At 43.1% G+C, this 15473-nt stretch carries 11 protein-coding genes; 9 read left to right on the top strand and 2 right to left on the bottom strand.

Annotated features, from left to right (window positions below; genetic code table 11):
- The first annotated feature begins 44 nt into the window (after positions 1–44).
- From oxc to groL, 4 genes are all read left to right on the top strand, one after another.
- Positions 45–1754, top strand: coding sequence for an oxalyl-CoA decarboxylase (oxc, locus tag EJ419_RS08275; RefSeq protein WP_131285464.1), 1710 nt, complete (start codon positions 45–47; stop codon positions 1752–1754).
- Between the two features lie 90 nt (positions 1755–1844).
- Complete coding sequence (locus EJ419_RS08270) at positions 1845–3041, top strand: CaiB/BaiF CoA transferase family protein (protein ID WP_131285461.1); 1197 nt, start codon at positions 1845–1847, stop codon at positions 3039–3041.
- A 248-nt stretch (positions 3042–3289) separates the two neighbouring features.
- Entirely contained in the window at positions 3290–3943 is a 654-nt protein-coding gene (locus tag EJ419_RS08265) for a LytR C-terminal domain-containing protein (RefSeq protein ID WP_131285459.1), read from the top strand.
- Positions 3944–4181: 238 nt separating this feature from the next.
- Entirely contained in the window at positions 4182–5795 is a 1614-nt protein-coding gene (gene groL / locus EJ419_RS08260; RefSeq protein WP_131285457.1) for a chaperonin GroEL, read from the top strand.
- Positions 5796–5950: 155 nt separating this feature from the next.
- On the opposite strand, the gene EJ419_RS08255 is transcribed toward groL, so the two are convergent.
- Positions 5951–6241 carry a WXG100 family type VII secretion target gene (locus EJ419_RS08255; protein ID WP_131285455.1) on the bottom strand — a complete coding sequence of 97 codons (291 nt, stop codon included), beginning with the start codon at positions 6239–6241 and terminating at the stop codon, positions 5951–5953.
- 285 nt (positions 6242–6526) lie between these two features.
- On the opposite strand from EJ419_RS08255, the gene EJ419_RS08250 reads away from it, so the two are divergent.
- The 4 genes from EJ419_RS08250 (at position 6527) to EJ419_RS08235 (ending at position 11200) form a co-directional block, all read left to right on the top strand.
- Positions 6527–7258, top strand: coding sequence for a response regulator transcription factor (locus tag EJ419_RS08250; RefSeq protein WP_131285453.1), 732 nt, complete (start codon positions 6527–6529; stop codon positions 7256–7258).
- 42 nt (positions 7259–7300) lie between these two features.
- Complete coding sequence (locus tag EJ419_RS08245; RefSeq protein ID WP_131285451.1) at positions 7301–9310, top strand: sensor histidine kinase; 2010 nt, start codon at positions 7301–7303, stop codon at positions 9308–9310.
- Between the two features lie 63 nt (positions 9311–9373).
- Positions 9374–9763, top strand: coding sequence for a cold-shock protein (locus EJ419_RS08240; protein ID WP_131285450.1), 390 nt, complete (start codon positions 9374–9376; stop codon positions 9761–9763).
- 72 nt (positions 9764–9835) lie between these two features.
- Positions 9836–11200: a DUF3027 domain-containing protein gene (locus tag EJ419_RS08235; protein ID WP_131285448.1), complete on the top strand. Its 1365-nt coding sequence runs from the start codon at positions 9836–9838 to the stop codon at positions 11198–11200.
- Positions 11201–11293: 93 nt separating this feature from the next.
- On the opposite strand, the gene EJ419_RS08230 is transcribed toward EJ419_RS08235, so the two are convergent.
- A complete protein-coding gene (locus tag EJ419_RS08230; protein ID WP_131285446.1) occupies positions 11294–12241 on the bottom strand; it encodes a universal stress protein in 948 nt (315 codons plus the stop codon).
- A gap of 290 nt (positions 12242–12531) precedes the next feature.
- Here EJ419_RS08230 and EJ419_RS08225 point away from each other — a divergent pair, with 290 nt between their 5' ends.
- The gene (locus EJ419_RS08225) at positions 12532–15162 is read left to right on the top strand and encodes an ATP-dependent Clp protease ATP-binding subunit (protein WP_131285444.1); all 2631 of its coding nucleotides are present in this window, start codon (positions 12532–12534) and stop codon (positions 15160–15162) included.
- Positions 15163–15473: the final 311 nt, after the last annotated feature.

Below are 15473 nucleotides of genomic sequence, written 5' to 3'. Positions count from 1 at the left end.
GGGGGGGTAGTATATTGCCCAATTGCGATTTGAAAGGAGAAAATATGAGCGATAGTACTACGAAAAGTGGGGCTGAATTACTTATTGATGCACTCAAAATTAATGGAATACAAAATATATACGGATTAGTAGGTATACCTGTCACTGATTTGGCTCGTCTGGCGCAGATTGAGGGAATGAATTATTACGGATTTCGCCGTGAGGATGCGGCGGTGAATGCTGCTGCAGCAGCAGGATTTATTACTGGGAAACCAGGTATCGCGCTGACAGTTTCAGCTCCTGGCTTCCTCAATGGGTTGCCATCTCTTGCGCAAGCGACAAAAAATTGTTTTCCTCTCATTATGATTTCTGGCTCATCGGATCGAAACATTATTGATTTGGATCAAGGTGATTATGAGGGGCTTGATCAATATAACATTGCTAAGCCTTTCTGTAAGGCAGCTTTCCGTGTGAATCGGGCTGAGGATATGGGCACAGCTGTGGCGCGTGCAATTCGTACGGCCGTAAGCGGCAGGCCAGGTGGTGTATACCTTGATCTTCCAGCAGAAGCTATAGAAAGCATGATGATCGATGATAAGAAGGGGAATAATGTTTATGAGATCGTAGACCCTGCGCCATCGGTTATACCTTCAGATGAATCTATTTCTCGTGCTATAAATATCATTAAGAATTCTCAGAAACCACTTGTTATTGTTGGTAAAGGGGCTGCCAGTGCAAGGGCAGAAAAGGAAGTTAAGGAATTAATTGATACCCTTAATGTTCCTTATCTTCCAATGTCAATGGCAAAAGGTCTTATCCCAGACGACGATTCTCATAGTGCAGCAGCTGCACGTTCGTATAGCTTGAAGAATGCAGACACTATAATTCTTCTGGGAGCACGGCTTAATTGGTTGTTGTCACATGGAAAAGCGCCAGTTTTCAATGAGAGTGCACAGGTTATTCAGATTGATATCGATGCGTATGAATTTGACTCTAACAGACGAATTGATGCGCCAATTCTTGGGGATATGAAATCTTCACTTCGCAAACTCATTGACGCCGTTCACGAGCAAGAAGTAACTGTGGAATCTCAGTGGTTAGATGACGTGCAAAACGTTGTACTCTCAAATAAAGAAAAAATGAGGACAAGGCTCGAAGCAGGTAAGACGTCAGAACCATTGAATTTCTTTGGCGCGTTACTTCCTCTTCAGGAATATATGAATGAGCATCCAGATACTTATCTTGTCAGCGAAGGTGCAAACACCCTTGATATGGGAAGAAATATTATTGATATGAAACTTCCTCGTCATCGTCTTGATTGTGGTACGTGGGGTGTAATGGGTATTGGTTTAGGCTATGCAATTGCAGCTGCCGTTGAGACTGGAAAACGTGTCATTGCATTAGAGGGTGACAGTGCATTCGGATTCGATGCGATGGAAATGGAAACAATTTGTCGTTATCATCTTCCTGTTACAGTCGTAGTTCTTAATAATGGCGGTATCTATAACGGAACAGATAAAGTTGTAGATAATCAACCAAGCCCGACGAATTTAGATCCACGCGCTCATTATGAGTATCTTTCAAGTGCATTTGGCGGAGATAGTTATGTTGCTTCTACTTATTCAGAGGTTAAAGATGCTCTTGTCAAGGCAATGGACAGTAATAATCCATCTATTATTAATGCGACATTGAATCCTTCGGCAGGAACCGAATCTGGTCATATCGATAATCTCAATGCGAAGATTGATTTGAAGAAGGCAGCAAATAATCTGTAGTTACAGTATTTATGCGAGGCTATTGGAATTCTCACTGCAGAAAATCATGAATAAATTCACAGTAAAGATAAAAGTAGAAAAGGTAAAATAATGGAAAAGAAAGAACCAGCATACGCTGAGCTTGAATCAGAAAATAATCACTTGGATAAGAATAAGCCATACCCATTGGAAGGTTTATTAGTAGTTGATTTAACACGCGTACTGTCAGGGCCAACATGTGCCCGTATGCTTGCTGATGGCGGAGCACGAGTAATCCATGTCGAGCGTAAAGGAAAGGGTGATGATACGCGTTCTATGGGGCCATATGTTGAAGATGGCTCGAGCGAGTATTTCCGTTTAGCAAATACAGGAAAGGAATCTATTGCCTTAGATTTCCATGACCCTGAGGATTTTGCGTTGCTCAATCGAATGATTGCGAAGGCTGATATCGTTGTTGAGAATTTCCGTCCAGGTGTTATGAAACGACTTGGTATCGCTCCTGAAGATTTGTGCAAGAAGTATCCTCGTCTTATAGTGGCATCTATTTCAGGTTTTGGTCAGTACGGTCCAATGAGCAGCGAACCTGCATACGACACAATCGTTCAGGCAATGTCGGGAATTATGGATGCAACGGGTGAACCAAACGGGAAAGCTACTCGAGTGGGAACATCTATTTCTGATATTGTCGCTGGCATGATTGCGTATGCAGGTATCGCGACAGCATTGTATGCGCGTGAGCACACAGGGCATGGAACTACTGTTGATGTCGCAATGCTTGATGCAACTTTGTCTCTTATGTCTCAAGATTTGATGACAACGCTTGGTGAACATAAAGTTCCTCATCGCATTGGAAACAGACATCCAGATATCTATCCATTTGACACGTTCCAGTGTAAAGATGCGCCACTTGCTATTTGCTGTGGTAACGATCATTTGTGGTCAGTTCTTTCTAAAGCTCTTGGGCATGAAGAATGGGCTAATGATCCTAGATTCTTGACGAATGATTTGCGTGAACAAAATTGGCGAGAGGTAAAAGAAGCAATGGAATCCGTTTTAAAGACCGGAACCGCAAAGTCATGGCATAAGAAGATTGAAGAAGCGGGTGTTCCGGTAGGATTAGTGCTCAATGTTGACGAAACTCGCCGTCTCCCTCAAGTCATTGAGCGCGGTATGGTTAAGACAATGTCAGACGGACAAGAAGTTATGGGAACCCCAATGAAATATAGCTATTGGAATTCATATGGTGTCCAAAAGGATGCGCCAGCTTATAACGAAAACGATCAGTCTATTCGTCAAGAGTTCGCATAAAGCATGATTGCGATATTATGATGACAATAACCAAAGCAATGAGCGGTATTTTAATCGTATAATTGGGTAATGGTTATATCTTTGGGTTGTTTATGGTATCTAATGTGGACGCCATAAACAACCCCTTGTTAATTAATCGGCGGGTGTGTTGTTATGAGTTGACATAAACAATATCATGTCTATGGTGTTACGGTTAGAGTAGTGCATGGTATTTCGTAGAATGGTAGGCAGCTATTAAAGGAGTATTCATGGTGAGTTCACATTCCGATTATCCACGCGATGAATTTGATCATATTACAGGTGGCAATGGTGGTGCGCATCGTGGTTCTAAAACCATTCTCGCGCGAATTATGCCATATATTATTGCTATTGTTGTTGCTGCAGTATTAGCTGGAATTTTCTTGACATGGACTAATGGTTGGCTCGGACGAAATGGATTGAATTTATTCCCATCTACTTCTTCTACGACGACTCAGCAATCAAACGGCTCAACTCAGTCTTCACAATCCTCGAAGAAAACAGATTCGCAGTCAAATTCGAGTAATGGCTCATCGCAGTCTAGCTCCGATAGTACTTCTAGCTCAGCAAGTAACTCTTCTAGTGAGACTCAGCAAACAGCAGCTCAGCCTGATAAGTCACGATCTGTATACGTATTTAATGCTACGGGTATTAATGGTTATGCTGCTGATCGAGCTTCGGTTCTTACAAACGCTGGATATTCTAGTGTTACTCCTACGAACCCGTCCACAGGCAATTTACCGAGTGAAAACACCGTATGGTATGTCAATGATGGTGACCAAACTACTGCACAAGACGTTGCCTCACAGTTGGGCATTAGCAATGTGCAGAAGGTAAACGGATTAAACCAAGGTGATATTGCTGTTATTTTGGTGAGTCAGTAGGAAGTTAGTGAGGGATTAGAAGAAATTTCTGCGCTTATTGATATGCCTTAAGCTAGGAGAGCAGTTGTTTCCGAACTCAACAATTTTTTTTTAGAATCTTAGGCTGAAGGCAAAACGCTGAAAATTAATTAGCATTTTTCTTACTGAGGGTGATACTCTATTAGGTAGAAATCAAAAGTTGAGTCTGATTGGCTCAGGTTTTGAAGTAAAGTTTAGACATAATTTCGAAAGGAAGATTATGGCAAAGATTATTGCTTATGATAATGAAGCTCGTCAGGGCATGCTTGCTGGTCTTGATCAGCTCGCAGATACCGTAAAGGTAACTCTTGGACCTAAGGGTCGTAATGTCGTCCTTGATAAGACATATGGTGCTCCAACAATTACCAATGATGGTGTATCTATTGCTAAGGAAATCGACCTCGAAGATCCTTATGAGCGTATCGGTGCTGAGCTTGTTAAAGAAGTAGCTAAGAAGACCGATGACGTTGCTGGTGATGGTACTACTACCGCAACAGTACTTGCTCAGGCTCTCGTGCACGAAGGCTTGAAGAACGTTACTGCAGGATCTAATCCAATTGCTCTTCGTCGCGGTATTGAGAAGGCATCTGCTGCAATCGTTCAGTCATTGCTTGACTCAGCAAAGGATGTTGAGACAAAGGAACAGATTGCTGCAACTGCAACTATTTCTGCTGCAGATCCAGAGGTTGGCGAGCGCATCGCAGAAGCTTTGGATAAGGTTGGACAAGACGGCGTTGTTACAGTAGAAGATAACAATAAGTTTGGTCTTGATCTCGACTTTACTGAAGGTATGCGTTTTGATAAGGGTTATATTTCCCCTTATTTCGTGACTAATCCAGAAGATCAGACGGCTGTTCTTGAAGATCCATACATTTTGCTTACCTCCGGCAAGGTATCTTCTCAGCAGGATATCGTGCATGTAGCAGAACTTGTCATGAAGTCCGGTAAGCCATTGCTCATCGTTGCTGAGGATGTTGATGGTGAAGCTCTTCCAACTCTCGTATTGAACAAGATTCGTGGAACCTTTAATACTGTTGCAGTAAAGGCTCCTGGTTTTGGCGATCGTCGTAAGGCAATGCTTCAAGATATGGCTATCTTGACAGGTGCACAGGTTGTATCTGAAGAGGTCGGTTTGAAGCTTGATTCTATCGATGAAACTGTTCTTGGTCATGCTGCAAAGGTTATCGTTTCTAAGGATGAGACGACTATTGTTTCTGGTGCAGGTTCAGCTGAGGATGTTGCAGCACGTGTGGCTCAGATTCGTCAGGAGATTGAAGCAACAGATTCTGACTATGATCGCGAAAAGCTTCAAGAGCGTTTGGCAAAGCTTGCTGGTGGTGTAGCTGTTATTAAGGTAGGTGCAGCTACTGAAGTTGAAGCTAAGGAACGTAAGCACCGCATTGAAGATGCAGTACGTAATGCAAAGGCAGCAATTGAAGAAGGTCTTGTTCCTGGTGGTGGTGTAGCACTCATTCAGGCAGCTGCAGCTGTAGAAGATACAGTAAAGCTCGAAGGTGATGAAGCAACCGGTGCAAGCATCGTATTCCGTGCAGTTGAAGCTCCAATTAAGCAGATTGCTTCTAATGCAGGTTTGTCTGGCGATGTTGTTATCGACAAGGTTCGTTCTTTGCCAGCAGGTCACGGTTTGAATGCTGCTTCTGGTGAATATGAAGATTTGATGGCAGCTGGTGTTACCGATCCAGTTAAGGTGACTCGTTCTGCTCTTCAGAACGCAGCTTCTATCGCTGGTTTGTTCTTGACAACTGAAGCAGTTGTAGCAAATAAGCCAGAGCCAGCTGCTCCAGCTCCAGCAGCACCAGATATGGGCTACTAAATTGACGTGCTTGAGTAAGAATCTTAAATAATAAGAAATAAGATTTTCGAACTCAATACAGTAAATATGAAGAGCTCTCCGCGCATGTGGAGAGCTCTTCTGCATATACGCATGTATACCGTAACGATTTTATGAAATGTGAGTGAGAACAGAATTTATTGCATAAATAATTGCCCCGCTTGCGTTTCGGCATCGCTATAGAGAACTGCGGCCTGAGAAAGTGCCTGTTGAATGGACTGCAAAGAATTCTCTATAGAATTTTGAGCATTTCGCCAGTCTGTTATCACAGTAGAGAACTGATTAGCGGATGTTCCTTGCCAGCTTCCTTCAAGCTCTGATAGTTGAGAATACATGACTGTGACCGCACTGCGAATCTGATCTGCTGTGTTATTGATAGCTATACTTGCGTTACTAATTCGTTCGGAATCAACATGATATTGTGGCATAATAGCTTCTCCTTTGCTGGATAAGATGTGGAATAATACGTTTATTGTTTAATGTTTTACTGTGTTCACATTAAAAGTTTGAGGTGTATTTACTTTAACGAATCGTTATCGGCGATGGGAAGCTACGAGAAGAATGTGGACGGATGTGACAACGCTTGTTTAATTCAGATATATATAACTGGTAGAAGAAACTAATAGTAAGTTTCTTCGCTCTATCATTAATCGATGATGATGCTTTAAGCAAGTTTTCAGGAAATGTTCAGATATGTCTGTCATACTTAGAGAATGGCGAATAATCAAGAAGCACGTTTAGTAGTAGTAGATGATGAACCTTCCATCCGTGAATTATTATCAGCATCTTTGCGTTTCTCAGGTTTTGAGGTAATAACGGCATCGAACGGGACTGAAGCGATTGATGTAATTGTTGATTCAAATCCTGACCTCATCATTATGGACGTCATGATGCCTGATATCGATGGCTTTACAGTGACAAGTCGTATCCGTCAAGAAGGAATAGATGCTCCAGTGTTGTTCTTAACTGCGCGCGACGATACACAAGATAAGGTAATGGGATTGACCGTTGGTGGCGACGATTATGTTACTAAGCCTTTTAGTCTAGAAGAAGTTGTCGCCCGTATTCGTGCAATTTTGCGACGTACACGTGATGAAGCTCCGGATAATCCAATTATCCGAGTAGCAGATTTGGAGATTAATGAAGATTCGCACGATGTTACTAGACACGGTGAACTCATTGATTTAAGCCCGACTGAGTATAAATTATTGCGCTATCTTATGGATAATGAGGGACGAGTGCTCAGCAAAGCGCAAATTCTTGATCATGTATGGCAATACGATTGGGGCGGGGACGCTGCCATTGTAGAATCATACATCTCGTATCTGCGTAAGAAAATTGATGGCGTAACGTATATAGATAATGACGGCAACGAGCAGAAAGTCGTGCCAATTATCCTTACCAAGCGCGGAATTGGGTATATGATTCGCGAACCACGCGATTAACAGTTCAGTTAATGGTAAACAGGGTACAGAAAGCTCAATGATATGAAGAATTCAGTTCCTCAAAGAAAAGGGTGGACTAAGATATCGTGGCGTATAAGTGCCATTCCCTTAGCCACACGTATCGTTGCGGTAGTTCTTCTCTTTCTTTTTGTTGCTAGCTCAGTTCTGGTGGTAGCTTCGCGACAGTTAGTGTCGACCGCATTGATGGATAAGACTGATACTCAGCTGATTCGTCAAGCTACTCTTGTTGTTAATAATACCGAGCTTTTACAATCAGAGAACTCAGAAAATTCAAACAAGCAGCAGCAAGCAGATAATTCTTCGCTTATGCGAAATATGCTTGAATCAGGCAGTCCTAATGGAGATGCACAAGATCAACCTGAACGGCGTCCAGAGCCATATTCCACGACGGGCAATCAAAATCTTGGACCGGCTGATTATTTCGTTCAGGTACGTGATGAGAACGATAAGATTGTTAGTACTCCGTTAATTCCTATCGCACGAGATGGGGTAGAAGCAACGCCTGATTTACCAGCTGAGGGTAAATCAGCATCATTTGGATTTGACACACCTACAACCGTTTCGGCAGTTGTTCACACTGCTAACGGAGTCTTACTTAATGACCGGGATAGTTCCATAGCATACTCACCATGGAGAGTAATAGCTACGCGTTATATTAATCGCAGTACGGGTGAGCAATATGTCGTTTACATCGGATTATCGCTGTTTGATGTGAATGACACAACCGAGGCATTGACGATTTATTTCGTGTGTACTGCGATTGCAATTGTAATTTCAGCTGGATTCTTAGCTTTCTTAGCAGTCAGGCGATCTCTTAAGCCACTCAAACGTATAGAACAAACTGCTGCAAAAATCGCTGCGGGTGATTTATCTCAACGAGTTTCGCCTATGCCAGCTAATACAGAGGTTGGTTCATTAGCTGCATCACTTAATACCATGCTTTCACGAATTGAGAGGAGCTTTAAAAAGCAAGAAGAAATCACCAATCAAATGAAGCGCTTCGTTTCTGACGCTTCACACGAGCTGAGGACTCCATTGGCGGTGATTCATGGAAGTACTGAGCTTTATAAGATGCAAAGAAACTCTCCAGCGACTGATCCTGTAGAGAATGCCGATATGGTTATCGACCATATCGATAAATCAAGTTCTCGTATGTCCGCATTAGTTGAAGATTTGCTCAGTCTTGCACGTTTAGACGAAGGCCGTGGAATTGATTTGGCGCAAACAATTCATGTTAAAGACATGCTCAATGATTCTGTAGAAGATTTGCATGCGCTCAATCCTGAAAGAAAGATTTCTGTTGGTCGTTTAAGCATTGACGCGGGGTCAATTTTACAGTCTGTTCAGCAAGAAATGTTGGGCGAGGATTCGCATGATTCTCTCGTATTTGTCGAAGGGCAAATTCCTCGCATTGATGTGGGCGGCGATCCAATTCGTATGCGTCAAGTGATGACAAATATTATTGGAAATATTCATAGATATACACCATCGGATTCGCCTGTTGAAGTGGGAGCGAGCGTCGTATATGCAGATGTAGATTCACGAGATTTTGCTAATATGCCATCTACAGTTGAATCACTTAATACATTCCTTGACGCAGTAAGCACAACTTCACATGCGCGCAATAGTCTCGAATATGTAATTATTCGAATAATTGATCACGGACCAGGTGTAGCCGAAGCATCGCGAGATAAAATTTTCGAACGTTTCTATACTGCTGATCCATCTCGCGCTCGCGATAAAGGTGGCACTGGTTTAGGCATGTCCATCGCTCAATCTGTCGTGAAAGCACATCATGGGTTAATTTGTGCCACTGAAACACCAGGTGGAGGATTAACTTATACGATTGTCATTCCGATTTCTCAGACTGCACTTTTCATTGATGATGATCCTGTTGAAGAAAGAAGCCGTACAAGAAATACTTCTCCAGCTATTTTTGGAAAACGCAAGCGCAAGAATAACGATGACATGGCTACTACGCAGATAAAAATTTCGCTAGACTCGAAGAATAATTCACAAAAGCGGAAATAACGTGCTGTTTGCGCTACAATAAAATACCTAAAGGTAAAAAATTGTAGATAGATAAGGATGAATATGCCAAGCGGAAAAGTACGTTGGTTCGATGCGGATAAGAAATATGGTTTTATCAGCAGCGAAGACGGCGAAGATGTATTCGTCCCAGCGACTGCTCTACCAGCTGGGGCTACAACTTTGCGCAAAGGGACAAAAGTAGAATTTTCTCGTATCGAGAGCCGTCGTGGTCCACAAGCGATGGATATTAAAATCGTTGGACCTGCAGCTTCAGTAGTTAAAGCTACGCGTCCAAAACCAGAAGATATGGCTGCTATCGTCGAAGATGTTATCAAGTTGCTTGACTCTGCCGGCAATGGTTTACGTCGAGGACGTTACCCTCAGGTTCGTGAATCGCAAAAGCTTGCACAAGTACTACGAGCGGTTGCTGACAACTTTGATGTTCAAGATTAGGCAAAGCTACATATCTGAGTAAGATAAATAGAGACACATCCTAAAGAGCTTATAGAAATTGAAGAGACGACTATGACTGAACCATCATATGCTGATACCGAGTTTAAGCCAGTACAGGTAGATACTGCGGTTATCGATTATGCTCATGAGGCTTTACAGCACGTTGCGGATGATGAAAGTCATGTAGGTAAGTTCATCATTGCTGGTGAAGTAGCTGATAATGTTATAGATTTTCGTTTCTCTTCTCATATTATGGGGTATGAGGGATGGCAGTGGTCTATTACTCTGTATCATGATAAAGATGCTGATAAATGGACAATCAATGAGTCTTCCCTCATTCCTACGGAGAAGGCTCTTTTAGCGCCAGAATGGATTCCTTGGAAAGATCGTCTGATTCCTTCTGATATATCTCCGACTGATGTATTAGGTACCGATCCGGACGATGCGCGTCTCGAATCAGGAGCATCATCTACGGATAACGAAGGTTCGCTAGTTACTCCTGAAAGCGATGATAAGACGCTGGAAAACTCAGGCCTTGAAGCGAGTGAGATATCCGCTGATACTAGCAATGTAACTGATACAAATGGCGGTACTACTAATACGCTTAGTGATAACACCCACACGCAGGATGTATCATTTAGAAAGACCGTAGATACATCAGAATCCTCTTCAGTAGATCGTGAAGGTGCTGAACTCGGTCAAACTTCTTCGGACGAAATTGTAACGGATGATCAAGAACAGCAGGCGAAAGAAATTATCGAAGAATTTAATTTGAGTCGTTCAAGGGTTCTTTCTCCTGCTGGGCGCAGTCAGACAGCGGATCGCTGGTATACAGGTCCTCATGGTCCTAAATCATTATCCACGAAAGTGGCACATGGCAAAACGTGTCAAACATGTGGCTTCTTCGTCCAAATTCAGGGTGAACTAGGCACAATGTTTGGCGTATGTGCAAATAAATGGAGCCAAGATGATGGGCGAGTGGTGTCGGTAGATCATGGGTGTGGAGAACATTCTGATATCGAACCACCTACACCTACAGCAATGTGGATTCAACCAGATCCAGCAGTAGATGATGACGATGAAATTATTATCATCTCGCGCCCGCAAAAACATAAGCCAACTGTCGAAGAGCGTCGTATCGCTGACATTCTTGAAGATGTGGATGATCCAGAAAATCTTACAGAGAATTCGGCTTCTGACAATAACAAGAGAGATGACGCGTCTAGCTCACAAGAGCTAGAGAATGATGGCGCATCAAACGATGCTAATAACGACGTCAATCTTGTTGAAGTGCAAGAAGTTACAGTAGATACTGAAGGTGAAACGACAGTAATTGCAACGGAAGATGCCGAAGATACGGATGCGTTGCAAGCTACTCGCCAGATCGTTGATACTGAAGAATCGGAGATATCAGAGTCATCAGCTAGCGAGGAATAATAACAGGCGAAATTATACATCTGCATAGTGTTGTGGGGAAGGATCAATCAAATCCTTCCCCACAACACTAAAAGCGAATAATATTATTAAGTATTAGTGGACAACAGTGACTGTTGTCATAGACTTATCAAGGAGCTTTTGGCTTACTGATCCTAAAACATGTTGATTAAATTTGCCCAAGCCACGAGATCCTACGATAATTCGATATGCATAACGTGATGCTTCAAGTAGACCCTTAGCTGCTGGAGTATGAATAACATGCTTGACAACGGTAATCTCACTTGGTATACCTGCTTGATCAATAATGTCTGTTAACACTTTTTCAGCGATGGACTGCTCTTGTGTAACTGATGGTATACCTTCTTGAGGAGTTATGTATTCAGCAAGCGACTTAGTTTGCCAGCAGTATATAACGTGCAATTCACGATGTTCCATGCGAGCAGCCTCGATAGCAAAATCTAAAGCACGAAGGCTGACTTGGGAGCCATCAACTCCTACAACTATTGGTAAGAGATGATTCTGCCCGAGCATACTTTCTTCACTAATTAATTCAGAAGAAGGAATGTCGTCATCATCATGCTGTGCAGTATGAACGACAGTAACCGGTACAGGGGATTGGTTTACTAAGCTTTCGCTCATTGATCCGAGGAACCAACGAGCCACTGCACCCATATTTCGCCTTCCAACGACAATTTGATGAGCATGTTCGCCGATGTCTAATAGGGCAGTAGCACCAGCTGAATGAACAGATGTAAGCTTCAAGAGAGAAGAATCAAAATTGATCCCGCGAGCAGCTTCATCTGCCCATGTTTGCAACTGCGTATTGATAACCTTGCGAACGCGTTCCCATTCTTGAGGTGAAGAAGGCTCGTCGCCCAAATCCCACGAATGAGTCCATCCATAGATCGCATGAACTTTTTGACCTGTGGTACTTGATTCTTGCATTGCCCATTTTAAAGCAGTGAAGGATTCGTCTGACCCGTCGACTCCGACGGCGAGTTCACCACGAGGAATATATGTATTTTCAACGGTGTGTGTCATGATTACTCCTTTGTTTCAGTTTACCGCATTTGGAAAATAATGGCATACAAATTGAAATAAATGATGAGAAAATCACGACGAACAGCGTATAACAATTACTCAGCCGTGGTAGAGGCAGTGATATTAGCGGAGTACCCGTTCTAGGAAACGAATAAATACTTACAATTTCATAGAAGTTGCGCCGAGTGGACTCAAGTTTTTAGGCTCTCAGAGGTAAAAGTCGGAAATTCTACCCAAAAATGCTGTTAAGACTGTAAAGTATTAATCAGCAGAAATATATGGAGGAATCTATGTTTGAACGTTTTACCGATAGGGCTCGCCGAGTAATCGTGCTAGCTCAGGAGGAAGCACGCTCTCTTCAGCATAACTACATCGGTACCGAGCATCTTTTGCTTGGCCTTATCCGAGAGGGTGAGGGTGTAGCTGCGAAAGCGCTGGAATCTAAGGGTGTGCAGTTTGACGCTACCAAAGCTCAAGTCGAGGAAATGATTGGTAAAGGAAGTGTTGCTCCTACCGGGCATATTCCTTTTACTCCTCATGCAAAGCAGGTACTTGAATTATCATTGCGCGAAGCTTTGCAGCTTGGACATAGCTATATCGGCACTGAACATATTTTGCTTGGATTGATTCATGAAGGCGAGGGAGTAGGAACCCAGGTTCTTGTCAAGATGAACGTGGACTTGAGCGAACTTCGCACTTCTGTTATTGATGCTATCCGAGATACTCATGATTCTAGTTCTGATGATGGCTTAGCAAATTCCGGAAGTGTATCGAATAAGCAGAACCAATCCGGTTCAGCATTACTCGATCAATTTGGACGTAACTTAACAGAGCAAGCACGTGAGGGTAAGCTTGATCCGGTTATCGGACGTAGCGCCGAAATTCAACGCGTTATGGTTGTTCTGAGTCGTCGTTCTAAGAATAACCCGGTTCTTATTGGAGAACCAGGTGTAGGTAAAACTGCTGTTGTTGAGGGTCTTGCACAAAAAGTAGTTGCAGGTGATGTGCCTGAAACATTAAAGGATAAGCAGATTTACTCTCTTGACTTGGGATCAATGATTGCGGGCTCTCGTTATCGTGGTGATTTTGAAGAGCGCTTAAAGAAAGTTCTCAAGGAAATTCAAACCCGTGGCGATGTAGTTCTGTTTATTGATGAGATTCATACAATCGTTGGGGCAGGTGCAGCTGATGGCGCTATGGGTGCTTCAGATATGCTTAAGCCAATGCTCGCACGCGGAGAGCTACAGACCATTGGTGCTACGACTACAGATGAGTATCGTAAGTACATTGAAAAGGATGCTGCTCTCGAACGTCGTTTCCAGCCTATTCAGGTGAATGAGCCAAGTATCGCCGATACCATTGAAATCTTGAAGGGGCTTCGTAAGAATTACGAGGATCATCACCGCGTAACTATCACGGATAAAGCTCTTCAGGCTGCCGCAGAACTTTCTGCGCGGTATATTCAAGATCGTCATTTGCCAGACAAGGCAATTGATTTGATTGATGAAGCCGGTGCACGCTTGCGTATCCGTCGTTTGACTGCTCCACCAGAGCTTAAGGAGATGGATAAGCGTATCGCTGCTTTAAAGACGCAAAAGGACGAAGCAATTGCTCAGCAAGAGTTCGAAAAGGCAGCAGCACTTCGTGATGAACAAGAAACTTTGGAAAAGCAGCGTGTGGACCGTGAGAAAGCATGGCGCGAAGGTGAATCCGATGTGTCCATGGTTGTGGATGAAGAAGTCATCGCGCAAGTAATTTCTTCGACTACGGGTATTCCAGCATTTAAGCTGACTCAGGAAGAATCTAAGAAGCTTTTGTCCATGGAAGAAGAGCTGCACAAGCGTATCATCGGACAAGATGAAGCAGTAAGTGCTCTGGCACGTTCTATACGCCGTGCTCGTGTAGGCTTGAAGGATCCTCGTCGTCCATCTGGCTCATTCATCTTCGCAGGTCCAACTGGTGTGGGTAAGACCGAGCTTGCTAAGAGCTTGGCACAGTTCCTCTTTGATGATGACGATGCATTGATTCGTATCGATATGTCAGAGTTTGGCGAGAAGTACGCTGCTTCACGTCTCTTCGGAGCTCCTCCAGGATACGTGGGCTACGATGAGGGTGGCGAGCTAACCGAAAAGGTGCGTCGCAAGCCATTCTCAGTTGTTCTCTTCGACGAAATCGAAAAGGCGCATCCAGATATCTTCAATACGCTTCTTCAGGTCTTGGACGACGGACACTTGACAGATGGTCAGGGTCGCAAGGTGGACTTCAAGAACACCATTATCATTTTGACGACAAATCTTGGTACGAGCAAGATTTCTCAGTCTGCTAATACTGGTTTCAACATCAGCGGAAATACTCAGACTTCATACCAGCGTATGAAGGATCAAGTTTCCACTGAGCTTAAGAGCCAGTTTAGACCTGAGTTCTTGAATCGTTTGGATGACATTATCGTCTTCCAGCAGCTGACAGAGCCAGAAGTTCGTCAAATTGTTGATCTTGATGTAGCACGTCTCAATGATCGTCTTTTCGAACGTCATATGGATGTCGAATTGACAGATGCAGCGAAAGATCTCCTAGCAGAGAAGGGCTTCGATCCTCTTCTAGGCGCTCGACCACTTCGCCGAGTAATTCAGCGCGATATTGAAGATGCTATTTCCGAGAAAATTCTTCTTGGCGATTTGCATGATAACGAGCAGATTCAAGTCGATGCAGAGGGTGAAGGAATTCTTGGTGAGTTTATCTTTACAGCAAAGCCTTATGAGCAGCCAGCTCAAGTGGTAGAAGCTGAAGCTAAAGAAGAAGCTCAAGAAGAGTTTGTTGTCGACGAAGCAGAAGCTGTAGCAGACTCTGTATCTGATGATGCACATCAGTCTGATAGCAATAACTCGAATGAGGATACGAATACTGGTTCTGAAGTGGAATAAACCCCACTAGGCTAAAAGTAATCGTATTAGATGAGAGGCTCCACATGTAGAATGTGGAGCCTCTCATCTATTGTCGTAAAGTTTACAATAGTTTTATAAAATTGCTGAAGCTCATTTTTTTAATATTTCATACTCGTAAAGCATACAAAGTAAAGCGTTCGTATAACTCCATACGGTTTGTGGAATTACGTATACTTAAACTGAATGGGCTAAATAAGAGAGTTCCTCATTTATCAACTTTTACTCTATAAAGTTATATATAGAAGTTCACATGAATCGAAAAATATCTTTTACTTGGAAATTTAGGAGAA

The organism is Alloscardovia theropitheci (genome assembly GCF_004332295.1).
Taxonomy (GTDB): Bacteria; Actinomycetota; Actinomycetes; order Actinomycetales; family Bifidobacteriaceae; genus Alloscardovia; species Alloscardovia theropitheci.
Note: the sequence above shows the minus strand (reverse complement) of the source record. Positions and strands in the feature narration are given on the sequence as shown.